Origin of the sequence: Salinisphaera sp. S4-8 (genome assembly GCF_040361235.1) — a bacterium.
Lineage (GTDB): Bacteria > Pseudomonadota > Gammaproteobacteria > Nevskiales > Salinisphaeraceae > Salinisphaera.
On record NZ_APNF01000003.1, the window covers coordinates 318,967 to 343,150 of the forward strand.

Annotated in this window: 19 protein-coding genes; 2 read left to right on the forward strand and 17 right to left on the reverse strand. The window is 62.5% G+C overall.

Features of this window, described 5'->3' with window-relative positions; all coding sequences use genetic code 11:
- Positions 1 to 21 precede the first annotated feature (21 nt).
- On the forward strand, positions 22 to 1,431 hold the full coding sequence (locus tag S4A8_RS06610) for a PQQ-dependent sugar dehydrogenase (protein WP_502950711.1): 1,410 nt from the start codon (positions 22 to 24) through the stop codon (positions 1,429 to 1,431).
- A gap of 320 nt (positions 1,432 to 1,751) precedes the next feature.
- Here S4A8_RS06610 and S4A8_RS06615 read toward each other — a convergent pair whose 3' ends face one another.
- The 10 genes from S4A8_RS06615 to S4A8_RS06660 all read right to left on the reverse strand — a co-directional run bounded on the left by S4A8_RS06615 (position 1,752) and on the right by S4A8_RS06660 (position 14,857).
- Positions 1,752 to 3,020, reverse strand: coding sequence for a hypothetical protein (locus S4A8_RS06615; RefSeq protein WP_353219534.1), 1,269 nt, complete (start codon positions 3,018 to 3,020; stop codon positions 1,752 to 1,754).
- 275 nt (positions 3,021 to 3,295) lie between these two features.
- Positions 3,296 to 4,162 (reverse strand): IS3 family transposase, encoded by an 867-nt coding sequence (locus S4A8_RS06620; protein ID WP_353219535.1) that lies wholly within the window; start codon positions 4,160 to 4,162, stop codon positions 3,296 to 3,298.
- Positions 4,159 to 4,458: a transposase gene (locus S4A8_RS06625; protein WP_353219536.1), complete on the reverse strand. Its 300-nt coding sequence runs from the start codon at positions 4,456 to 4,458 to the stop codon at positions 4,159 to 4,161. The genes S4A8_RS06620 and S4A8_RS06625 overlap by 4 nt, the downstream gene beginning before the upstream one ends.
- Positions 4,459 to 4,566: 108 nt before the next feature.
- The gene (locus S4A8_RS06630; protein ID WP_353219537.1) at positions 4,567 to 5,727 is read right to left on the reverse strand and encodes a PD-(D/E)XK nuclease domain-containing protein; all 1,161 of its coding nucleotides are present in this window, start codon (positions 5,725 to 5,727) and stop codon (positions 4,567 to 4,569) included.
- Positions 5,715 to 7,730 carry a Piwi domain-containing protein gene (locus tag S4A8_RS06635; protein WP_353219538.1) on the reverse strand — a complete coding sequence of 672 codons (2,016 nt, stop codon included), beginning with the start codon at positions 7,728 to 7,730 and terminating at the stop codon, positions 5,715 to 5,717. The genes S4A8_RS06630 and S4A8_RS06635 overlap by 13 nt, the downstream gene beginning before the upstream one ends.
- 299 nt (positions 7,731 to 8,029) lie before the next feature.
- Complete coding sequence (locus S4A8_RS06640) at positions 8,030 to 8,572, reverse strand: NYN domain-containing protein (protein ID WP_353219539.1); 543 nt, start codon at positions 8,570 to 8,572, stop codon at positions 8,030 to 8,032.
- A complete protein-coding gene (locus S4A8_RS06645; RefSeq protein WP_353219540.1) occupies positions 8,573 to 8,824 on the reverse strand; it encodes a hypothetical protein in 252 nt (83 codons plus the stop codon).
- A gap of 266 nt (positions 8,825 to 9,090) precedes the next feature.
- Positions 9,091 to 10,404: a short-chain fatty acid transporter gene (locus S4A8_RS06650; protein ID WP_353219541.1), complete on the reverse strand. Its 1,314-nt coding sequence runs from the start codon at positions 10,402 to 10,404 to the stop codon at positions 9,091 to 9,093.
- A gap of 48 nt (positions 10,405 to 10,452) precedes the next feature.
- Positions 10,453 to 11,385 carry a bifunctional Delta(1)-pyrroline-2-carboxylate/Delta(1)-piperideine-2-carboxylate reductase gene (lhpI, locus tag S4A8_RS06655; RefSeq protein WP_353219542.1) on the reverse strand — a complete coding sequence of 311 codons (933 nt, stop codon included), beginning with the start codon at positions 11,383 to 11,385 and terminating at the stop codon, positions 10,453 to 10,455.
- Positions 11,386 to 11,449: 64 nt separating this feature from the next.
- Complete coding sequence (locus S4A8_RS06660) at positions 11,450 to 14,857, reverse strand: molybdopterin-dependent oxidoreductase (RefSeq protein ID WP_353219543.1); 3,408 nt, start codon at positions 14,855 to 14,857, stop codon at positions 11,450 to 11,452.
- A gap of 102 nt (positions 14,858 to 14,959) precedes the next feature.
- Here S4A8_RS06660 and S4A8_RS06665 point away from each other — a divergent pair, with 102 nt between their 5' ends.
- Positions 14,960 to 15,874 (forward strand): LysR family transcriptional regulator, encoded by a 915-nt coding sequence (locus S4A8_RS06665; RefSeq protein ID WP_353219544.1) that lies wholly within the window; start codon positions 14,960 to 14,962, stop codon positions 15,872 to 15,874.
- Between the two features lie 273 nt (positions 15,875 to 16,147).
- Here S4A8_RS06665 and S4A8_RS06670 read toward each other — a convergent pair whose 3' ends face one another.
- From S4A8_RS06670 to S4A8_RS06700, 7 genes are all read right to left on the reverse strand, one after another.
- Positions 16,148 to 17,824, reverse strand: a complete 1,677-nt coding sequence (locus S4A8_RS06670; protein ID WP_353219545.1) for an AMP-binding protein — start codon at positions 17,822 to 17,824, stop codon at positions 16,148 to 16,150.
- Positions 17,825 to 17,903: 79 nt separating this feature from the next.
- Positions 17,904 to 18,794 (reverse strand): ABC transporter permease, encoded by an 891-nt coding sequence (locus S4A8_RS06675; RefSeq protein WP_353219546.1) that lies wholly within the window; start codon positions 18,792 to 18,794, stop codon positions 17,904 to 17,906.
- Positions 18,791 to 19,747 (reverse strand): ABC transporter permease, encoded by a 957-nt coding sequence (locus tag S4A8_RS06680; RefSeq protein ID WP_353219547.1) that lies wholly within the window; start codon positions 19,745 to 19,747, stop codon positions 18,791 to 18,793. The genes S4A8_RS06675 and S4A8_RS06680 overlap by 4 nt, the downstream gene beginning before the upstream one ends.
- A gap of 4 nt (positions 19,748 to 19,751) precedes the next feature.
- Positions 19,752 to 21,350, reverse strand: a complete 1,599-nt coding sequence (locus tag S4A8_RS06685; RefSeq protein ID WP_353219548.1) for an ABC transporter substrate-binding protein — start codon at positions 21,348 to 21,350, stop codon at positions 19,752 to 19,754.
- Between the two features lie 55 nt (positions 21,351 to 21,405).
- Complete coding sequence (locus S4A8_RS06690) at positions 21,406 to 22,395, reverse strand: ABC transporter ATP-binding protein (RefSeq protein ID WP_353219549.1); 990 nt, start codon at positions 22,393 to 22,395, stop codon at positions 21,406 to 21,408.
- Positions 22,392 to 23,429 carry an ABC transporter ATP-binding protein gene (locus tag S4A8_RS06695; RefSeq protein ID WP_353219550.1) on the reverse strand — a complete coding sequence of 346 codons (1,038 nt, stop codon included), beginning with the start codon at positions 23,427 to 23,429 and terminating at the stop codon, positions 22,392 to 22,394. The genes S4A8_RS06690 and S4A8_RS06695 overlap by 4 nt, the downstream gene beginning before the upstream one ends.
- Before the next feature lie 61 nt (positions 23,430 to 23,490).
- A complete protein-coding gene (locus S4A8_RS06700) occupies positions 23,491 to 24,126 on the reverse strand; it encodes a TetR/AcrR family transcriptional regulator (RefSeq protein WP_353219551.1) in 636 nt (211 codons plus the stop codon).
- Positions 24,127 to 24,184: the final 58 nt, after the last annotated feature.

Consider the following 24,184-nt stretch of genomic DNA (forward strand, 5'->3'; position numbering starts at 1 on the left):
CTCTACAGCACCGCGGTGGCCATGGCGCTGGCCGCCGGTAGCATGCAGGCCGCGGACACCGCCCAACAGTTCGGCCCCAACCCGAACCTGCCCGAACCGCAGCGCGGCCTGCTGCCCAACATGACGATTCCCGAGCCGGCCCCCTGGGGCGACGAAAAGCCCACCGTGCCGGACGGCTACACGATCAACGCCATCGCGACCGATCTCAAGGTGCCGCGCCAGACGATCGTGCTGCCCAATGGCGATATTCTGGTCGCCGAGGGCAAGGGCGGCGGCAAAGCGCCCAAGAAACGGCCGAAGGACTTCATCGCCGGCATCATCAAATCCCAGGGCACCACCTCGGTCGACAGCGGCGACCGGCTGACCCTGCTGCGCGACGCCGACGGCGACGGTACCTACGAAAAACAGACCGTGTTCGCCCGCAACCTCAACGCGCCCTATGGCCTCGCGCTGGTCGGAAACGACCTCTACGTGGCCAATCAGGACGCGCTCGTTCGTTTCGACTACGAGGAGGGCCAGCTTGAGGCCAGTGGCGCGCCGGAACTGATCACGCCCTTGCCGGCCGAGATCAATCACCACTGGACCAAGGCGATGACCGCCAGCGCGGATGGCCAGCATCTGTATGTGGGAATCGGCTCCAACAGCAACATCACCGAGCGCGGTATGGAAGCCGAGGTCGATCGCGCCGAAATCTGGGAGATCGACCGCGAAACCGGCGCCCATCGCGCCTACGCCACCGGTCTGCGCAACCCCACCGATCTGGCCATCCAGCCGGATAGCAACCAGCTCTGGGCCGTGGTCAACGAGCGCGACGAACTCGGCCCGAATCTGGTGCCCGATTACCTGACGACCGTGCAGGAAGGCGGCTTCTATGGCTGGCCGTACAGCTACTGGGGCCAACACGTCGACACGCGCGTCAAACCCGAAAACCCGGACAAGGTCAAAGCCGCCATCGCGCCCGATTACAGCCTTGGCTCGCACCACGCACCGCTGGGTGTCGACTTCTCGAATGCGCAGGTCGGCGGCGAATTCGCCAACGGCGTGTTCGTGGGCGAACACGGCAGCTGGAACCGCGGCGACCCGGTGGGCTATCGCGTCGTGTTCATCCCGTTCGAGAACGGGAAGCCCGCGGGCGACCCGGTCGACTTCGTTTCCGGCTTTCTCACCGAAGACAACAAGACCCGCGGCCGCCCCGTCGGCGTTACCGTCACCCCGGATGGCGCAGTCCTCGTTGCCGACGACCTGACAAACGCCATCTGGCGTGTCACACGCGACGACGCGAACACGCAAGTCGAGGATGGAAGCGGCAGCGTTTCGGGCTCGGAACAGGCCGATCCGGAACAGGCTGATTCGGAGCCGGCAAGCCCGGAACAGTCCGAATCTTCCGAGCCGTCTGACGCCAACGCAGACGGCGACGCCTCGTCCTCCTGAGAAGACCGGCGGCCCCGGGCCACGGCTCGACGCCTAGCACGCCCCGCGGGTTCTCCCGCGGGGTTTTTATGTATGAGGTGCCGGCCACCGATGCCAGGCGCGAATCCCGTGCGGTCCTACCGCTTCGAGCCAACGCCCGCGCATCGGGGCCGCATCCTTAATTCGGATTTCTGGACGCGCTTAGCGCAGAGCCCGCTAGCCGGTTCACGAGTTCCGTATACTGTCCCCGCATCAGCGCTGTCCCCGCATCAGCGACGTAGCCGGTCGCTGTTTCGTGTGCGGCCACGACAAGGTCACCACCCGCCGGCGTTCGCGGCGCATTATTGCGTATCCAACCAGCGCGCGAGGCGCGCCCTGCGATCGCGCCCGCGCAACAGTCGCACCACGGCACAAACACCGTGATACACGCCAAGCCCCGCCAGGCCATAGAACACCAGCGTCGCCGGCAACCGATCGAGCCAGTCCAGCGCCGATGCACTGGTCGCAAGATCCACGGGCATGCGGTAGGCCCGCGTGCCGCTGACAAGTGCGATAGCAATCGCCGCCATGGCCAAACCGGCCACCAACGCGTGCGAGCGCCAATCCACGGGCGGAAAGCGTTTCAGCTCGTTGTAGCGCGACAACGCGCCATGGCTGATCACGCGGCCGCGCTCCGTTACCGTAACGTCGGCGACCGCCGGGGTACGCCCGCGCAGGGTTTCGAGCCAGTGTTCGGGGTAGCGAAACACGATATTGCCGATCAGCACCACCGGCCATCGCTGGGCCGAGCTAACCACCGGCCCGGTGGCCGCCTGGTGAATCATCATCTGAGATAGGCGCGCTTGCGCATCGCCGGTTAGCTCGCCGATTCGTTCGCTGCCCGGTATACCCGCTTCACAATCGGCCACGCTCACACGGCCGCGCACCCGGAACAGGCGCTCGCCCTGCTTGTACATGCCCACGCTCGACCCGGGCTTATAGACGAGCAGCCCCCAGACGAGCGGCAGGCAGCCGACCCCGAACCACACCGGGTGCACACTCGGCACAGCCAGCATCACGATCACCGCGCCCAGAGCGATCAGGCTCGCGCTTATCACCCGCAAGCCACCGGTTTCGACAGCGCTGTCGCTCAAACGCAGGCGAAAATCGGCGCCGCTCTCACGGTATTCGCCCATCAGTCGCACGCCGTGGTCTGGGTCGATTTCCGGCAGCGTATCGCCCGCTACCAGCGTGGGCAGCACGGGTACGCCGTTAAGCTCGACCACCAGCGACTTGTCCCAGGCACGTACGACGCGGGCGGTGCAGTACGGCGCGATCGACGCCAGAAGGCTTTCATGCACGCGCACCCATAAATCGCCGATGTAGATTCGCCCGTCGGAGCCCGTACCGCCCGTGACGCTGAACTCGCCTTCCGTGGCATGCACGCGGCCATCGATCAGCACCTCGTGCGGATACGCCAGGGCAACCGCCAGCCGGTCCCGCGGCGATAGCGTATCGGCCTCATGCTGCGCGGCCAGCCGCCGCGACACTTTGCGGTGGCGCTGGTAGCGAAGCCACCATGGAATGCTGACAGCCAGCACGAATAGCAATGCAAAAAACGCAGGAGTCATCGCGCACCCCAGTCCGCCTCAGGCTGCGATAGACGCTGCACAGAACCCCGCGGGCCGGCTTTATGGATTGGCGGCCGATTATAACGACTGCTTGGGAGCGATCCGTACACCGCACCCGATCGCCCGCGTGGCTGCCCAAGCCGGCTATCGGGGGCCTGGCGCGATCTGGGGACAGCGCGATCTGAATCCACCGAATACGCGACCAGAGCAAACTGGGGTAACACGATGCTTGAATTAAATATACTGAGATGTCCCGGCGTTTTCGGACAGCCAGATCAGGGGTTAGTGGCTAGCTTACGTTCGTAGCTCTCCGGTGTTTGATAGTTCAGCGATTGGTGTAGTCGCTGTCGGTTATAAAAGACCTCGATGTAGTCGAAGATCGCCGATTTGGCCTGTGATGGCGATTCGAACCGCCGGCCCCAGATCAGTTCGTTTTTCAGCGTACTGAAGAAGCTTTCGGCGACCGCATTATCCCAGCAGTTGCCCTTGCGGCTCATGCTCGGCGTGATCTGTCGTCGGGCCAAATAATCACGATACGCGTGGCCGCTATACAACGCGCCCTGATCCGAGTGGTGGATGAGTCCCGGCTCTGGTTGTCTGCGCTGTATCGCCATATCGAGCGCATTCATGATCAAGGGCTGATTGATCCGGTTCGACATCGACCAGCCAACGACACGTCGCGCATAGAGATCGACGAGTACGGCCAGATAGAGCCAGCGGTTGGGCAAGCCGATAAAGGTGATATCGCCCACCCAGACACGATCCGGCGCTGCGACAGAGAAATCCCGATTGAGCCGGTTCGGTGCCATCCATTGTTGGCGTTTCGCCCGGCCCGGGATCAGAAACCGCCGCCGACGGCGCGTGACGATACCGGCTTCGCGTCGCAGACGAGCCACACGATGCTTTCCAACACAGACGCCATCTTGCCGCAGGGCCGCTTGAATCTTGCGGCTTCCGTAGGCTTGGCGCGTTTGACGGTGCAGTTTCAGAATCCGTTGCGTCAGCGCTTTATCAGCCTGGGCTCGAGCACTCGGGCCACGCTGGCGCCAGGCGTAGAAGCCCGAACGGCTTACGCCCAGGGCCCGGCAACAGGTCGTGATCGAATGGGACTGGCGATGCTGCGCGATCCAGGCGTACTTCATGGCAGCTCTCTGGCGAAGTACGCCGCCGCTTTTTTTAAGATGTCGCGTTCGGCTTTAACGGCTTCGAGCTCTTTGCGAAGTCGTTCGACCTCGCTGGCCTCGGCGGCCGGCTTCGGGCCCGGTTTGCGAGAAAAGGCGTCATCGCCCTTGCTGCGTATCTCGTCTCGCCATTTGTAGAGCAAGTTGCGCCGCACGCCCAGATCTCGGGCTAAAGCAGCGGCTTTCCGGTCTCCGCTTTCGAGCAGGCGTACGGCTTCGCGTTTGAATTCGGCTGAGAACGTTTGTCGTTCGGTCATAGGGCACCTCCGTCAGGATTGTCTCCTGATCTGGGTGTCCGTCACAGCCGGGGCGCCTCATACTGTCCCCGGATCACTCGCGCGTCTCCGGATCCGTGATCACCGCGGTCAGCAATCTATTGTTGATGGCGCGCTAACTACGACACAACCGTTAATCCCGCCGATCTTCAAAACACCTTCTTTAAACTTCGCATGTTCCTGTGTCGCGCGAGTGCAATCCCACAGGAAGGTGACAATCAATGCCTCCGTGTATTTCGCGTCTGCACGATACAGAGATGCATCTTCAGCGATCTCGCCAACGAGCGCCGGGAAAGACTTCTTCATATTCTTGCGGTACTTCACCTCGATGATCGTATGCAGCGACGGCAGGTAGAGATCGATGCGAGGGTTCTTCTGCCCTACAGGCTGGAGATTCACTTCGTCGGCAATGTTCTTAAAAACTGGAGCGAGCAAAACATAAAGAAGGTTCTGCACATGGTATTCGTTCATAATGGGCCACTTAACTGGCTCCGCGCCTTTCGTCCTGCCGACGTCCTCCCATGTCCAGCGTTTTAGGCCGACGGGAATATGCTCCAGAAACCCCAGGAGGTCGCCGAGGCTCCAACCTTTCGGGGGCACCACGGCCAAATCCTGGTTGACCTGATCAAAAACGTACACCATCAGGCTCAAAAAAGCTGTCGACGCATCTCGCTGCGCTTGCGCTCGGAACTCCCCCATAAAACGGTCAATAAGCGAAAGCCGCTCTTGATGATCGCTAATCCGCTGAATCTTCAGGTAATGAAGGAAGAGTGGGACGCATGCGCTCGTATAGACTGCGGATTCATCGCTATTAACATACACCGCTATGTCCTTCTCGAAGGCATTGAGACCGTGACTACTCACCTGTTGCGCAAGGAACCCTGATTTCCAGTTTTCAAACTCCCGAGTGATGCGGTCATCGTCCAATTTCAAAACAAGCCATTTCACCGCCATGACTCCAAACACGTCGGATACCCATGGGCGCGGCGTGGAGTCGATTTTGGCAGCTTGCCCGAGAAGGCGGGAAACATCCTTACGCGAGACCACCTCATCCAGAACACCGAGGCCCGCAATCGCGCATCGCTGATACAAGGGAAGCACCGCAAAATCGAAGGACGAAACCCTCCCGTTCGACAACCCCAAGAAATATAGGAAACAGGATTTAAAAGGGTCGATCTGAGCCCACTCGACCACCTTATTATAAAGGTGATCGCGCAGTTCGTAGGCATTCTCCCGCCCTATAGGAACCATTGAGACTGACCTATCTTCCCGATCATCACAGAATTACTCCAGCCGGGCATCTGGTTCAACCATCCAAGGTTCTGAGCGATCAGGTTGGAGTAGCTGATCGTCACAGGGAGCGGGTTGGGAAAGTAACTGCGCCAAGAATGTGAGGCGAAACTATGCACCTGTGTGCTTAAATATTTTATGTCCGTGAACGTCGAATTCTTGTGCACATCGAGGATCAATCCCCGTGGGTGGCCGTCAGTTTCGTTACGTAACTCTCGCTGACCGATTAAGTAGACGAGCATTTCATGTTTGGAGAGTTTGAACGTCTTTCCTCGCTGCGGCGCGAGCTTGCCTTTTTTCTCTCCGCCCGTCGTGGAATCGAACATATGCAGGCCATGATTCTCAGATATTTTCAGGAACGTATACTCAACTTGGTATTCCCGATATTTTTCTACGACAGTCTTGACAGCAGCGATTTCGTCCTTGCTGAACTTCTTGACCTGCGCGTGAAAAACTAGACGAATCGTATCGCCTTTCTGCCAGTTCATACGTTTCTGAATCTTCTCAATGGTTTCATCGAGAACAGAAGTTAACGCCTCGCAGTAGGCTTCCGGCACAACCGCCTTCGAAGTACTCGAGATAATATAACTGCCATCACCGGAAAAAACGGTGGTTATTCCCATAATCCTTTGATTATCAACGCCGCGTTGATATCCGATATTTGCGCTACCGATCCCTATCACAAGTTCGTGAGAAAGGGTCGGAGACGATTTTAGAAGCCACGGTATGCCGCCCATCTTTGCGTAGCAGGCTAACGCCATATTGTTAAGCGAATACCCCAGTGAGTAATCGGACTGTCCTAAAAGCTCTATTGTGAAATCCTGCACAGGGATCTGATGCAAGAAAAAGAGGCTTTTTCCTAAATAGTAAGGATTTTCATTAACTTTGAGCTTTTTGAAAGACTGCCGAACCTGAACGAGAGCCAAATCCCACCGTCCACCGTCATCGGCTTTTTTTCGTATCGCAGCCTCAATGGCCTCCTTGTATGCATCCACGCTGTCGCTGGCGGTCATGAACACTTCGATGCGGCTGGTTCCGATCGTAAACTTTCCTTCAAAACCGTTGCTGAAATACTTACTTCGCGAAATACCTTTCAAGAGTTTTCGTACAAACTGCTCAACACGTCCCTTATCATGTTGAGCGCAAATCACGCAGATTGAAGGGTCGTTCCTGTCGAAGGTTCGCTTCGTATACGGACCGTACTGAGTGAGACCTCTCTCAGCCCAATTGGCCTCGCCATTATCGTTGAAAACAAAAACTGCTTTTTGGATCTGGCCGCACTGGCTTTGAATATCCGGCGGTTCCATGATGTCAATGGTCGTGCCATCAATCAGCGAAATTTCTCTCGACTGAATGTAATTTTTAAGCGCGCGAATGCGGGCTTTCTTATTCTTGCCACTGTTGAATGTTGAGACAGCTTGCCGAATGCGTTCGACGATGACGTCTTTCTCCTTACCATGCGTATGCAGGATGTAATCGTCGAAATTTACTCGGCTGGCCTCGAGGTAGACGTCTTTCGCATTGACCTGCACCACGTGATTATCAGGCATCGTCACGGTGAGTGCCTCACGCTTGCATCCGCTCACTGTCCCGAGGAGCTTACGGTATCCATTGTCTTGCTCAGTGACGACATAACGGCCCATAAGATCGAATCCGGCTTCCAAGAAGTACAGACCGTTTTCTTTGAGGACCCGTCGTGTTGTGCAATCAATAACAAGGCATGGCCGCCCTTTAACGATGCGTGTATCGATTGTATATTTCGCGCAAACCTTAAATGGGTAAGCATCACCAAGAATTGGAACCAGAAGATTGTCTTCCCGCTTTACACTCACCAGCTCAATGGGCGAAAAGCCGATGGGATTGCGGCCTAGTCCGACGAGGTGCTTCGTCAGACCATCCTTCACCAGAGAGCAGAAGATGCCGAAATTATCCTTGAACGTGATCGTGCGCGGCGTCCCGGACACGGGGAACGCTCCATCCTTTGAAAAGATCAGGATGTTGTCCCCCTGGCGACGAAAGGAATGCCTTGATCCATGGTGCGCGCGAAAACTATCCAGCGTCTCTTTTTCGTACGGGACTTGGAGAGCCGTAAGCTCCGTATCAGGGACTCTAATTGGAAATGCGTTCAGGAATACTGACAAAACTCGCCCCTCGCTTCAGTCAATGCTCGTCCCCTTTTTCTTCTGCATCTAACGCCTACCCTTAGTTTCCGGGGCGGAGCGTGCCAGCGCTTTGGTTGGTCAACTACAGCGACCGGTTAAAGCTAGAGTCTCAAGTGCTCCAAGTGTTCGTCGAGCGAAACAAACTTTGAAGCGACATCTTTGAGCTCTTTCGCCGCGTGATCCCAGAACACCACCTCGACGCGGTAGCCGTCTTCGGCAAGCGCCTTGATCGTAGGTACATAATCTGCGTCACCGGATACCAAGGTAAAGACGTCAGCATCGGCATCACCACACTTATATGCGTCCTTGGTGATAAGCGTGGCAACACCGGTATCAATCTTTTTTTCTTTGTTAGCTATATTCCGGTCTTCCAGATGTAGCTCGAAGCCCGCGCGCTCTGCAAACTGCCAAATACCATCGTTTGGTGGTGGGCGAGATCCAAACAAAGCGACCCTCTTAATTTTTGATAGGTCGTCACCGGTTAGGAACTGGTGTAATTTCCCGAAACTGATCGTATACCCATGATCTAGAATTCCGAGATTCATTGCTTCGTAGATTGATTCTGCGCCCCCTTGTTGTACCGCACTTACTCGCCTGCCTTCGATATACAAATTCGAGTTGTCTACGTAAATATAATCAGCCATTTATTCCCCGGTGGTTATTTGGATTGACGCTAACAGATTTAGTCCGTTAGCTTCGGCAAAGCATTCTTCCTTGGAACGCGGCGCGATGGTGATCCATTGCGGCTGGCTGTTGATGAGCGGCTGCACGGCGGCCTGGCTGACGCCGCTGCTGAAGGTGCCCACGGCTCGGCCGAGCGCGTTGGCAGGGTCGGCTTGTGCAGCCGTGGTGGCGCCGGCGAGTAACGCCAGCGCGGCGATGATTGGATAGTTCATGTTCCCCCTCGTCTCGCGCAGCGTGCCGCGCGGTGGGCCGGCGCAGGCGTAGCTGCGAGGCCCAGTAGAGAACATTCCATAAAACCGCGCGCAAAGAAAAGGCCCGCTTTAGCGGGCCTTGATTAGTCATTGGTCGCAGATTCGGGGCGAATCAAGGCGGGCCAATGGTTACGTTTGTTACCACAACAGGGACGGCGAGCATGTTTTTACGGCGTGCCGCCTGCGCGTCGCGCGCCAAACGGCGCGCGACGCGCAGGCAGGCTGTTCTAGATCAGCAGCAACGCGCCGATGACGCCACCGGTAACCAGCATGATGACCACGCAGAAGCCCATAATGTCGCGGGCCTTGAGGCCGGCGATGGCGAGTGCGGGCAGCGCCCAGAAGGGCTGGATCATGTTGGTCCAGGCATCGCCCCAGGCAAAGCCGGTGATCACGTCGCCGATATCGGCATTCAGCGATTGCGCCGCTTCGATGAGGATCGGCCCCTGCACGGCCCACTGGCCGCCGCCGGAGGGGATGAAGATATTGATGAAACCGGCCGACAGGAAGCTCACCAGCGGCAGCGTATGCGCGCTGGAAATGCTCACGAAGCCGTTGGCCAGTTCGGCGGCCAGCCCGGAGGCGCTCATCATGCCCATGATGCCGGCATAGAACGGGAACTGGATGAGCACGCCGGCCACGCCGCGTACGGCTTCGTCCAGCGTTTCCAGAAAGCGTTTCGGGCTGCCGTGCAGGGCCAGGCCCAGAAAGATGAGCACGAAGATGACGATGTTCAGGTTGAGCCCGCCGCCGCCTACGGCATAGGCGATGACCGCGGCGAAGCCAAGTGCGGCGCTAATCCAGGCCAGCCATTTGGATTGCTCCAGGCGTTCGGCCGGGCGGGTTTCTTCGTCGTGCGTTGTGTCGGTCGGCTCGTCGGTGAGCTGGTCGGCCTTGACCGTGACCGGGTTCTTGAGACCGCGCATCATGAAGCCGCACACCACCGGCAAAAGCACGAGAATGACCGCACAGATGATGAGATTGAGCGGGCTGAACAGAGTTTCGCTGGTGGAGATCAGGCCGATCTTGTCTTCCAGGAAGTGCCCGGGCGTGGCGACGACCAGCGGTGCCGCGGCGGATAGCCCGGCATGCCAGATGATGAAGCCGACATAGGCGCTGGCCACCAGCAAGCGATAGTCCACGCCTTCGACCCGGCGGGCGAGTTCACGCGCCAGGATCGCCCCCACGACCAGCCCGATGCCCCAGTTGAACCACGTGACCACGAGCGACACGAAGGCCACGATGACCACCGCACGCACCGGCGTTCGCGCGACCGTGGCAATACGCGCCACCAGATGCATGAACAGCGGCGTCTTGGCCACGGTGAAGCCCGTGACCAGCATCAGCGCCATCTGCATGGCAAAGCTGAGCAGGTTCCAGAAGCCGTCCTGCCAGAAGCCGAGCATGGCCACCGGCCCGTGGCCCTGGAAGATCATGCCGGCGGCGAACACGATCAGGGTGATGATGAGCACCAGAATCAGTGGATCGGGCAGGTAGCGGTCGAAGACGCGGACACAGCCGCGAGTGAGTGCACTGAACATGGTGGAATCCCCCTTTTTCGGGCTGCTGGGCCCGTTATCGATAGAAAATCAGCTCTGGCTCGCTTCATAGATGAGTGTGGCGCTGGCCAGGTCTTCCAGCGCGGTCCCCACCGCCTTGAATACGGTGATGTCGTCGCGGTGCTCGCGCCCGGGATGATCGCCGCGGCACAGGCCGGCCAGGTCGGCCTGGATGTCGGCCTCGGCGAGCGCGCCGCTGCGTAGCGGTTCGATCAGATCACCACTTTCATGCAGCGCGCCGTACACGTCGACGAACACGCGGCCGCGCTTGAAAAGCTCGTCATCGGCTTCGCGCATGACCGGCGAAAAGCTGCCGATGAGATCGACATGCACACCCGGCTGCAACCAGGCGCCGCGAATAAGCGGCTCGGTGGACAGCGTGGCCCCCACCACGCAATCCGCCGTGCGCACCGCAGCTTCCAAATCGGTGGCCACACGCGCGTCAAAGCCGTCGTCGTTGAGCTGGCGTACCAGCCGATCGGCATTCGCGGTGGTCGGGTTCCATACCCGTACGCGCTGGATCGGGCGCACGCTGGCATAGGCCGGCGCCATGAGCGAACCAATACGCCCCGCGCCCAGCACGAGCAGCTCGCTGGCATCGCCACGGGCGAGATACGACGCGCCCAGCGCGGAGGCCGCGGCGGTGCGCCGGGCGGTAATCTGGTCGCCGTCGATCAGCGCGAGATGCTTGCCGGTATCGGCATCGCACAGCAGATAGCTGGCATGCAGACCAGGCATGCCGCGCCGGCCGTTGCCGGGAAACACGCTCACCACCTTGATGCCCATATAACGCTCGGACCACGCCGGCATGAGCAGCAGCGTGCTGTCGTCGGCATTACCGACACCGTGGTGGTGATGGCGCTCGGGCGCATCGCAGCCGGCAATAAAAGCATCGCGCAACGTCGGCACCAGACGATCGAAAGGCAGATTGCGGCGGGCGGTTCGGGCATCCAGGGTCAACATCGGGGCGTTCCAATCGCAATAAATAAATCAGATCTCGCGGGCGGCGCCGGCACACAGGCCGCGTTCATGCGTCCAGCTCCACGGCGGTCAGCGGCACGGCCTGGCAGGTCAGGCACAGATCGTCGCCCAGGGCGTCGGTCGCCACCGCCGTCTGCACGCGCCCGGCCACGAGCGGCAGCGCACAGCTTTCGCACTGGCCGGCCCGGCAACCGCTGGGCAGTTCGATGCCCGCGGCTTCCGCGCTGCTGAGAATCGAGGGCTGGTCGGGCCGCCAGGTAAACGACCGGCCGGAGCGCGTGAGCGTGATGGTCTGGGCGCTCAGCCCGGCGCGCTCGATCGGGGCGGGCGAGGTGAACGCTTCGGAAAATATCTCGAAATCGAACACGCCACGCGCGGCCAGGCATCCGCGCAGCTGGCGCATCATTGGCGCCGGCCCGCACAGATAGAAACGCGCCCGGCGTGCGATCCAGTCTTCCTGGATGAAGCGGTCGTCGATATAGCCGTCGGCGTCGTAGTCGCGCCCGCGCATATCGGTGGCCAGGGCTTCGCTATAGATATGCACGACCTGCAATCGCGCCAGTTCGCGCTCGAGTTGCTCGAGGCGTTGCGCGAAGGCATGGGTCGCGCTGTTGCGATTGGCATACAGCAGATGAATTTCCGGCATGCCCTCGCCGCGCGTCGCAGCCAGCGTTTCCAGCAGCGACAGAAACGGCGTGATGCCAATCCCGCCAGCGATGAGCACGATGGGCGCCGCGTGACGGGTGGGTAGCGTAAACCGCCCCGCCGGCATACGCGCACGCACGATATCGCCTTCGCGCAACGCCTCGTTGATATGGCTGGATACCGTTCCGGCCGGCGCCTGCGGCGTTTGCGCCAGACGTTTAACGCTGATGCGATAGCACGCGGGATGTTCCACCGCCGCGTTGGATAACGAATAGAAACGCCGTGCCTCGCGCCCGTCGGCAAGGGTGAACGACAACGGCAAATGCTGGCCCGGGCGAAAAGCGGGCAACGGCATGCCATCGATGGCGTGAAGATAGACGCTGGCCACGGCCTCGCCTTCGCGCTCGATGGCGGTGACGCGCAACTCGCGAAAGCCGGTCCAGACCGGATCGTTGGCCAGCGCGCGTACGTCACAGCAGGCACTACGCAGAGCGATCGCACCACTCACCGGATCGCGCGCGTCGTCATCCAGAATGGCGTTGAGGTTGAAGCTCTCGGCGCCGCCGATCGGCGCGCCGGGCAGGCCCAGATCGGCACAGCCCTGCCACCAGCCGTAGTCGGCCACCACCACATCATCGGCCAGCGTGCTATCGACCCGGGCGCGCAGGCGTATCGGCCCCAGCGGCCCGTCGAGGGCGACCCATTGCCCATCGACGATAGCGCGCTCACAGGCGGCCGCTTCCGATAACGCGACGCGTGGATCGGGCGAGCGCCGACGCAGCGAACTGATATTGCGGTGCTGGGAATGACAGTAATAGCCATCCTTGGCGGTGGTCAGGCGTAGCGGCAGACGGGCATTCCGCGCGCTTGGTGCGCGTGCTCGCGGTACCGGCGCATAGCCGTGGACGTGCAGGCGTTCGGAATAGAATTCGACGCGTCGCGTGGGCGTGGCAAAACCTGCGACCGCGCCATCATCCAGCCGGCATGCGTACTTGCGCTCGCGGCTATCGACCGGCACGGCCCGTCCGGCCGGCTCGGCCCGCAGCGTGGCCACATCGAGGCCCAGCGGCGCGAGCATGTGATTCCAGCCGGCCTCGATATCGCCGCCGAAGAAGTAATCGGCCATGCCCAGCCGGCAGGCCAGATCCATGGCTACATCGTGGTCGGCACGCGATTCGCCCCGGGGCGCGACCATGCGCGGGCGCAGCTGGATATGCCCGGCCGCACGGGCGTCGATCTCGAAGCCGGGACGCAGGCCTTCGCGTTCCCAGGGGGTGTTGATGGGCAGCAGAATGTCGGCGAAGGCATTGGTCGGCGTATGAAACAGATCGCAATGCACATGAAATTCCAGCGCTTCGAGCGCAGCCGCGCCGCGCTGCGGATCCGGTTGTGACACCAGAAAATTGCCGCCGAAGCCGAACAGCGCCCGTACGGCATAGGGCGTTGTATCGAGCACGGCCTCGTACACATCGCCCGCCGTCACCCAGCCAGAGGCCGGCGGGCCCAGCGGGCGCTCGGCCAGGCCCAGCGCCTTGGCACGTTGGCCGGGTTCGAGCAGGGAAATATCGTTGATGGTGGCAAGCGGCAATGGCCCGTAAATCCGATTGCCGCCGACCCGATCGAAACTGCCGGTCAGGGCATAGAGGGTGGCGATGGCGCGTTCGGTCTGGGTGGCATTGGCATGCTGACCAATGCCGGTCCAGCCGTGATAGCTCACTGCCGAACCGGCCGCGGCGATCATCTGCGCGGCGCGCACGATATCGCCCGGGGCCAGGCCGGTGGTATCGGCGGTCCGCGTCAGCGTCCATGCCGCGCAGGCATCGCGATAGTGGGCAAACGCCGGCCGCGCCTGGACCGCGCGACCATCGGCCAGGGTCACGTCACAACGCCCGGCGAGCGCCCAATCGGCTGCGGCATCGGCGTCCGGCGGCAGATGGGTGTCCACACACACCGCCGCCTGTGCCGCCTGCGACCAGGCCACAAAGCCCGCGGCGCCCGCCACGATCTGATCCGCGCGTAGAAAACGTCCATTCGCTTCGTCGACGAGCAGGGCCGCATTGCTCCAGCGGCGCACGAAATCGGTATCGATGCGCTCACCGGTGAGCAATAGCCGGGCCAGGCCCAGGGCCAGGGCATCGTCCGTGCCGGGCCGGATCTGCAGCCACAAATCGGCATCGCGGGCATGGGGCGTGGCGCGCGGGTCGATCACAAGCAACGCGCGCGGTGCGTGCGCGTGCTGTTGTTCGGCCAGCCGCGATGCCTGCGCCAGCCACACGCTCGACGGGTTGTGCCCCCACAGAATATTCAGCCGCGCGGCGCCGTAGTCTGCCGTGGGCATGCCGCAGCCAAAGGTGAATTCGTGGGCCACATCCTTGTGCCAGTTGCACAGCTCGGTGGCATAGATGGTGTTCGGGCTGCCGTAGCGGCGGATGAAGCGTTCGACCCAGTCGATACTGTCCGACATGGGCGTACCGCTGGGCGTAGTCACCGAAAAGGCCACGCTTTCAGCGCCGTGGCGATCTCGGTAAACAGCCAGCTTGTCGGCGATTTCGGTTAGCGCCTCATCCCAGCTGATGCGTTGCCAGCCGGGGTCGGCCGCGCCCTTGGGCTGGCTGCGCTTGAGCGGGTAGAGAATACGTTCGCGGCTGTGAACCAGCTCCGGGGCAGCACGGCCCTTGACACAGGTCGCCTGGCCGGTGGGGTGATCGGGGTCGGCCGCGACTGCCACCAGTCGATCGTTTTCGACGGTGTTGAGCGTGCCGCAACGCGAGCGGCACAGCGTGCAATAGCCTGGCAAACGGCGCTTCACCGACGGTATTCCCTGTATTCGAGCCTGTAGAAACCCTACCGGCGTGCGCTCTAAACAATCTAATATGTATTTTCGAGATCAAAATATAGATAAAACCTATACATGAAGCTCCAGCAGTTGCGACATTTTCTGGCGGTGGTCGATACCGGCTCGCTGTCCGAGGCGGCCCAGCGCTGCCATATCTCGCAGCCGTCGATGTCGGCATCACTGCAACGCCTGGAAGAAGATGTCGACAAGCAGCTGTTCATTCGCCATGCCCGCGGGCTCACGCCCACCGACAGCGGCCGACGCCTGCAGCAGTACGCCACGCGTATCCTGCAAACCGTCGAAGAGGCACGGCTGAACCTCGACGACGAACCGGAAAACCTCACCGGGCACCTGCGGGTAGGCGTGACCGAAACCATCTCGGCCTATCTGCTGCCGCGCCTGCTGCGCTGGCAACAGACCATGCTGCCGGGACTGTCGGTCACTTATATCGAAGACGATATCGCCGGCATGCAGCGACGCGTGAAAAACGGCGAACTCGACCTGGGCGTGATGGTCACCGACAACATCGCGCCCGATCCGGCCTTGCGTTGCGACGTGTTGTTTTCCTCGCCGCGCCGGCTCTGGCTGAGCCCCGGCCATGCGTTATTGAAAAAAGAACGGATCACGCTGCACGACGTGGCCGCCTACCCGTTCGTGCTGCTGGAAATGGACGAACACGTGGCCACCTGGAAACGCTACTGGCGCGATAGCCCGGTGTTGCCCGAGATCGTATTCCAGAGCCATTCGATCGAGGCCGTGCGCAGCATGGTCGGGCGTAATGTGGGCATTACCATCCTCTCGGATCTGATCTTTCGACCCTGGACGCTGGACGGCGAACATCTATCGCGGCGTACGCTGGATGCCGACGTGCCCGGCATGGATATCGGCGTAATCCGCGTCGAGGCCAGCGACAGCGCGGGCCTGCAGGCTTTCGTGGACATGCTCTATCACCACCTGCGCCGCAACGCCCTGCTCGAACAGTCGCACTGACGCCGAACGTATTCGCAGGGCCAAAGGCCGCAGCGGCGACGCGCAGGCAAGCGGCCCGCCGAACCGGCCGGGGCCAGTCTTGTGGTTTTCTCATACCCTCGAGCGCCGGCATGGGCGCGCGTGCATACAATTCAGCCCTCACCCGGCCGCCGGTTCGTTACCGCTCCCCCATCAGCCATTGCCTGAATGCCGCAACCGCCGGGCGCGCGTTATCGCCGGGGCTTGAATCGCAGACTTGCCCGGGACGGTCGAACGGGCGCTCTTCCCAGCGCTTCAATCGTCCTTCAACAACCGGCGCAAGACCTTGCCCGCCGGCGTGGCCGGCAGCTTATCGATCAGGGCAATCTGACGCGGGTACTTGTAGGCCGCCATGTGCTCCTTGGCCCAGTCGATCAGCTCGGCCTCGCTGACCTTGCCCTGGTACTCGGGCTTGAGCACCACGAACAGCTTCACCGTCTCGCCACGCTGATCGTCCGGTATGCCGATGGCCGCGGACTGGGCGATGGCCGGGTGGTCCAGCATTAGCGCTTCCACGTCCTCCGGGAACACGCTGTAGCCGGAACACTTGATCATTTCCTTGATACGACCGGTGAAGAACAGGTAGCCCTCCGCGTCAAGGTAGCCCACATCGCCGGTGTACACGGCGCCGTCGCGCAGGGTTTGGGCGGTGGCCTCGTCGCGCTTCCAGTAGCCCTTGAACACCGCTTTATTGCGCACCACGATTTCGCCGCTTTGCCCGGGCGCGCATTCGGTGCCGGTTTCGGTATCGACGATGCGGATTTCGTTTTCCGCCATGGGCACGCCGCAACTGCCCCACTTGATTCGATCCTTGGGCATGAAGGTGTCGGAGGTATGGGTTTCGCTCAGGCCGTAGGCCGCTTCGTGGGTCTGGCAGCCGGTGAGCGCCTTCCATTCATCGGCCAGTTTCTCGGTGAGCGGAATGCCGAAACTGGTGCAGGGGTTGTTGGTCAGCGAGGTCAGGTCCCGTTGCGTCACGCCCGGCAGGTCGAGGATGGCGCGCAGCATGGGCGCGATGCTGTACCAGTTGCGTACCCGGTAGCGCTCGATGGCATCCACGGTGGTGGCCGGATCGAAGCGCGCCAGGATCACCAGGGTCTGGCGGGCATACACCGGCTGGTAAACGCCGAAGTTCATGCCGGCGATATGACACAGCGGCGCGATGCCCAGGCTCACGGTGTCCTCGCTCATGCGATTGGCGGTGAACGACACCGCCATCTTGAACAGGCTGGAGCCGTAGCTGAGCATGGCGCCCTTGGGCCGGCCGGTGGTGCCGGAGGTGAAGGTCATCAGCCCCACGCCGTTCCAGAGATCCACCGGTTCGAAGCGCTGCAACGGCGCGGTGTGACTCAGGATCGCCTGCAGATCGTCGGTGTCCGCCGGCGCCGCGGACGGCTCGCCCAGCAACTCCTTGGGCACGGTCAGCGTGGGTTGCTCCGGCAGATAGTCGCCGTAGGCGGTGCTCACCACCGTGGCCAGCGTCGGCACCTGGTCGCGCACCTCGGCGACGATTGAATACAGATCCCGGGCCACCACCAGCGCCTTGGTCTCCGCGTTGCTCAACTGATAGGCCACCTCGGCGGCTTTGTACTGCGGGTTCACCGGCGTCACCATGGCACCCAGCGCCTGCACCGCGTAGTGGGCAAAGATGTACTGCGGGCAGTTCTGCATGAACAACGCCACCCGGTCGCCGGCGCCCACGCCGTTCTCGCGCAGATGCGCCGCCAGCCGCCGCACCGCGTCGCCGACCTGGCCCCAGGTGATCTCGGTGCCGTAGTAAATATAGGCGACCCGATCCGGCACCTCCTCGGCGTGCTGGAACAGATATTCGTGCAGCGGCTTCTCGCCACGCAGATAGGAAACACTCTCTCCGGCCCAGACGGAACCGGGTACCGGCACCGGCTCAAAACCGGTCGCAGAAACGGTGGACATCTTTGTTCTCCTTGATTCTTATAACCTTTGGCACGCCTCACTGGAGAGTCCAGAACCACTTCCCAGCCCAAACGCGAAATCAACCATGCCCGCGCGCCGTCGGGTCCAAAGCCGTACGCAGGGATTCCCCCAACGCATTGAACGCCACCGCCGTGATCATGATGATCAGCCCCGGCGCATACATCTGCTCCGGCACCAGGGACATATACAGATAACCCCGCGCGATCATGGCGCCCCAGCTCACGTCCGGCGGCTGCACCCCCAGACCCAGGAAGCTCAAGCTGGCCTCGGCCAGCAACGCCACCGCCAGCAGCAAGGTGCTCTGCACGATCACCGGCTGGATCGCATTGGGCAAAACATGACGGCCCAGCAGACGCAACGGCGAAGCGCCGAAGCAGCGCGCCGCGTCCACGTACAACTCCTGGCGCACCACCAGCGTTCGGGCACGGATCAAGCGCGCGATCTGCGGCGCGAACACCAGCCCCACGGAAAACATGGCGTTGGTCAGACCGATGCCCATGGCACCGGTCACCGCCACTGCCAGAATGATCGCCGGGAACGACAGGAAGGTATCGATCAGGCGGCTGATGGCCACGTCGGTCCAGCCCCCCACGAAGCCGGCGATCAGGCCAAGGGGAATACCCAGCAACAGCGCCACCCCCACCGCCAGCAAGGCGGCGTACAAGGAATTAGCGCCGCCGTGGATCAACCGGCTGAGCACGTCCCGGCCCAGATCGTCGGTGCCCAGCCAGTGGGCCGCCGACGGCCCTTCCAGCATGTGCTCCAGATCCTGCTGGGCCGGGTCGTAGGGCGCCACCCAGGGGGCCAGCAGGGCGGTGCCGAGAATCAGCACCAGCACCAGCAAACTCAAAGCGGCACGGGGATCGCCGCGCAGACAGCCGAGCACCCGCCGGGCCAGGCCCGGTTCAGGGTGGTGGCCGACGCGGGCGGAAGAAACGATGACGTTCATGCGTGAATCCTCGGGTCAAGCACGGTGCAGGCCAGGTCGGTGCACAGATTCACCAGAATCACCGTCACCACCATGGCGAGCACCGCGCCCTGCACCACCGGGAAGTCCCCTTGCAGCACCGCGTTGACGATGGAACTGCCAATGCCGGGAATGGCGAACACCGCTTCCACCACCACGGTGGCGGCGAGAATCTTGTTGAACAGCAGGCCGATCACGGTGAGCAGATTGACGCTCACGTTCTTGAGGCCGTGTTTCCAGAGAATGCGCGCCGGACTCAGGCCCTTGGCGTGCAGCGTGCGCACATGCTGGGAGGACTGAATCTCCACCAGGGAACCGCGCAGCTGCCGGGCTACTTCGGCGATGCCGTTGGTGCACAGCGCCAGCGCCGGCAGGGTGGCGTACCAGAGCGCGCCGCTGAAGTCCTCCGTGGGCGACACGAAGCCGGTGGCGGGAAACCACTGCAGCCCCAGGGCCAGGAACAGCACCAGGATCATGCCGAACCAGAAATTGGGCACCGCCACGCCCAGGGAGGCGGCGCCCATGATGGTGCTGTCCAGGGGCGAACCGGCGCGGGTGGCGGCGACAATGCCCAGCGGCACGCCCACCAGCACCGACAGCAGCACCGCGTACACCGCGATCAGCAAGGTGTTGGGGAAGGTGCGCGCGATGGTTTGCGCCACCGGTTCACCGGACAGCAGCGACGCGCCCAGTTCACCCTGGGCGGCGTGGCCAAGCCACTGGCCGTACTGCACCAGGAACGGCTGGTTCAGGCCGTAGGCTTCACGGATCTGTTCGATGCGCTCCATGGAGGCGTTTTCGCCGGCCAGAGTCACGGCCACGTCGCCAGGGATCAGCTGCATCAGGCAGAACACGATAAAGGTGGCCAGCACCAGAATCGGCAGGGACTGCAGCAGACGTGCCGCCACCATGCGCTGTTTGACGCGGTTGGCCACGGGGTCAGCCCTTCAGCGAAACGCTGTTGAATTTGGGCTTGCCGAGCAGGTTGTTGCGCAGGTTTTGCACCTTGTCGTTGGTGGCAACGATGCTTTCCCGGAACGCCAGCGGCACCACCAGGGCGTCTTCCATCACCAGCCGCTGCACCTTGGCCAGGGCCTCCTTGCGGGTGGCCAGGTCATCGCTGCTGCGTGACGCCAGCAGCGCCTCGGCGAAGCCTTCCGGCGGCGCCTTGTCGCCGGCGTTGAAGTAGGACTCCTGGTTGTACATCAGCGAATAACTGAGACTCGGGTCCGGCCGGCCGGTCCAGGCCGACAGCAGCAGATCGCCCTGCTTCTTGGCGAAGTATTCCGCCGACATGTCGGCGATGGTGCCGGTGCGAAAGCGGCCCTTGATGTTGGCACGGGCGAACTGCGCCAGCAGCAGCTCCTGCATCTGCACCGAGGACTGGTCGTTGTAGCCGCGCATGTCCAGGGTCACACCATCGGCGTAGCCGGCTTCCTTGAGCAACGCCCGGGCCTTGTCCGGATCGTGGGGATACAGCTCGGCGGTTTGCGCGTCGTAGGCCCAGTGGGACTTGGGCAGATTCATATAGGCGGCTTCACCGGAGCCGGCCATGGCGCCGCGAATAAAGGCATCCCGGTCCACGGCGTAGTTCAACGCCTGGCGCACGCGGCGGTCCGCCAGGGTGTCCCGGGACATGTTCAGATAGAGCTGATAGCAGTACACCGTGGAGCCGATCACGCCATGCAGGGTGGGCATTTTTTCCGCCAGCGGTTTCTGGCGGCCGTCCAGGTGGTAGGCCAGATCCGCCTGGCCGGACATCACCGCCCGCAGGCGGGTAGCGCTGTCAGTGATGATCGAGAAGGTAATGCCGGCCAGACTCGGTTTATCGGTGCCGTGGTAATTGTCGAACGCGGTCACGCTGATTTCGCTGCCGTCGTTCCACTTCTCGAATTTCATGAAGCCGGTGCCCACCGGGGTGCGATCCACCCGGTTGTCGTTGGCCTGCAGGGCCTTGGGCGACACCATCATGCCGGCCCGGTCGGAGAGGATCAGCGGCAGCGCGGTGTCCGGGTTTTTCAGATGCAGGGTAACGGTGTGCTCGCCGTTCACGGTGACCTGATCCACCGAGCCCAGATCCGAGCGGATATTGGAAAACTCGGCGGTGCGGCTGCGGTCCAGGTTGGTTTTCACCGCCTCGGCGTTGAACGGCGCGCCGTCATGGAAGGTGACGCCCTTACGCAGATGCAGCACCAGGGTTTTCGGATCGGTGAACTCCCAGCTTTCCGCCAGCCCGGGCTCGGCCTTCAGACTGTCGAAATCCCACGTCACCAGGGTGTCGTAGATCGGAAACAGAAACACATGATCCGAGCCGGAGCCGCCGGTGGCCGGGTCCAGGCTGGACGGATTGGAGTTGGCGCCCACCCGCAGCACGGCGCCACCCCGCGCCCACAGTTTTGCCGGCGCGCCCAGGGCGCCCACCACCAGGGCGCCGGACAGGTAACCGAGAAAGGCCCGTCGGGAGACGGCGTGGCCGCCCACATCAAGGGTATCGTCGTCCGGATGCCGGGGTTGCTTGGGCTCTGACTTCATGTTCATAGGGCTCTCCTCGAGTTTTGTTGTTTTGTTCGGAAAAAACCGGTCACTCAGGCGATCAGACGGGGCCGGCGAAATGGCAGGCCACGTGGTGGTCCGGTGCCACCTCACGCCATGCCGGCACCTGCTCGGCACAGCGCGTTTCGGCGCGCGGGCAGCGGGTGCGGAACGGGCAGCCCGACGGCGGATTCAGCGGGCTGGGGATTTCGCCCTGCAAACGGATGCGGCGGCGGTGGTCGCGCTGACCACTGGGCAGCGGCAACGGCTCCGCCGACAGCAGCGCCTGGGTATAGGGATGCAGGGGCTGTTCGCAGACTGCCTCCGTGGGCCCCTGCTCCATCATCCGGCCCAGGTAGAGCACGCCCACCCGGTCGCTGACATGGGACACCACCGAGATGTCGTGGGTGATAAAGGCATAGGTGATGCCGAACTCGTCCTGCAGGTCGGCGAACAGATTGAGAACGTCGCCGCGAATGGAGACGTCCAGGGCCGCGACGACCTCGTCGCAAACGATGAAGCGCGGCCGCAGGGTCAGGGTGCGGCCAATATTGACCCGCTGCTTCTGACCGCCGGACAGCTCATGGGGGTAGCGGCGGCCGATCTCTGGCGCCAGGCCTACCCGTTCCATGGCCTCGTCGGCCACCCGGCGGCGCCCGGCGCGGTCCCCATCGCGCAGAATATCCAGCGGCTCCATCACCGATTGGGCAATGGTCATGCGTGGGTTCAGGGCGGCATGGGGGTCCTGGAAGATGATCTGGTGATCGCGCCGCTGCCGCCGGCGCTCGGCCCGGTTCAGGGACGAAGGCTCCCGGTCGTCGTAGAACAGGCGACCGCCGCTGAGTGGCTGCAGGCCCGCGAGAGCCCGGCCCAGGGTGGTCTTGCCGGAGCCGGATTCGCCGATCAGACCGAAGGTTTCGCCGGCGCGGATGTCGAAGCTCACATCCTCCACGGCCCTGACGGTGCCGGCGCGGGTGGGAAAGTGCACGCGCACCCGGTCAGCTCGCACGCCGGCCCCGTTGGCGGCCCGGGGCGTCAGTCGTGCGTTCATGGTGTCACCGCTCCGGGCAGTGTGAGTTCGGCGCCGCGCCAGCAGCGCGCCAGGCGTTCGGTGTCCAACTCACGCAGCGATTGGCTCTGCTCACAGCCGTCGGCAGCATGGGGGCAACGGGCCTGGAAGCGACAGCCCGCGGGCATCTGCCCCGGCGCCGGCACGCGCCCAGGAATGGAAGGCAGCCGGCCGCCCCGCTCGCACAGCCCTGGCAGGGAGCGCAGCAGCCCGGAAGAGTAGGGATGCGCCGGGCGGCGCAGCACGGTGTCCACCGGGGCGCTTTCCACCACCTCGCCAGCGTACATGGTGAGCAGCCGCGAGCAGGTTTCGGCCACCACGCCCAGGTCGTGGGTGATGAACAGCAGGGCGGCGCCGGTGGTGTCGCTGAGTTCCCGTAACAGGTCGATGATCTGCGCCTGCACGGTGACATCCAGGGCGGTGGTGGGTTCGTCGGCGATTACCAGCTTGGGGCGACAGATCAGTGCCATGGCGATCATCACCCGTTGCCGCATGCCGCCGGAGAACTGATAGGGGTAATCGTCCAGGCGTAGGTGCGGCGACGGAATGCCCACATCCTCCAGCGCGGCCACGGCGCGCTCGCGGGCTTCGCGGCGGCTTACCTTTTCATGGGCGCGCAAGGTTTCGGTGAGTTGTTCGCCGAGGGTGAATACCGGATCCAGGGCGCTCATGGGCTCCTGGAAGATCATGCTGATGTCGCGCCCGCGCAGGCGGCGCAACTCGCGGGCCGGCATCTTCAACAGGTCGCGGCCCTGGAACAGGATCTCGCCGCGCACCCGGGCGGTGCGTTCCGGCAGCAGGCCCAGCAGGGCGAGTCCGGTAACGGTCTTGCCGCAGCCGCTTTCGCCCACCACCCCGACCCGTTCGCCGTGGCCCACGGTAAACGACACATCGCGGGTAATGGCGGTCTCGCCGTCGCCGTGGGCGAAAGCGATGTTCAGATTGTTCACCGCCAGCAGAGGCTGGCCGACGGCACTCTCCCGGTACCGATCTGGCCGGTCTTGCTCGTGCGCCATGATTTATCTCCGTTCGAGCACATCCACGGTCGGCCTCTTCAGGGGCCGAAGGAAATTATTGTTATGCGTTGCCGTAAGCGGCGGTGACGGTGTCGATTACCGCCTGGTAATGGTCGAGCAGTTTGTTCAGGCCGCTGTTCTGGGTGAGCAGGGAGCCGAAATACCAGAGCGGCGTGATCAGCATCACCACCTGGCGTACCGGCGTGTCCGGGCGTAGTTCACCGCTGCCGATGGCCAGCTTCACAGAATGGGACACGTAGTCCTCGAAGTGCCGCGACATGTCTGAAATGCCTTCCTGGATTCGCTCTGGAATCAGGTGCCGCTCGAAGCGCGCCCGCGCCGACAGGCTCCAGGGGTTGCGCCCCTTCTCATTGTCATTGAACTCGTAAAAGCGGTGTTCGCAATCCGCGGCCACCAGGCCGATGCGTTCCGCCAGGGTCAGCCCCGGTTGCGCCCAGGTGTGCTGGAACTGCTGCTCCAGGTCATCGAAGGTTTCCTGGAACACCGCCTCGATCAGCGCCGCCTTGTTGCCAAAGTGGTAATGCAGGTTGGCGCGGGTGGTGTTCACCACCTCGGCGATGTCGCCGTAGCTGACGTCGCTGAGCCCGCGCTGGATAAACAGCGCCCGGGCGGCGGTCTTGATCTGGTCCTTCATGGGCGGCTGACCAAGCTGGGATTTCTTTTCCGGTCGGGCCACGCCGGCCTCCTGTACAGGGCAGTTTGAAAGTCAATGCTGACTAATCTGCAAGTAAATA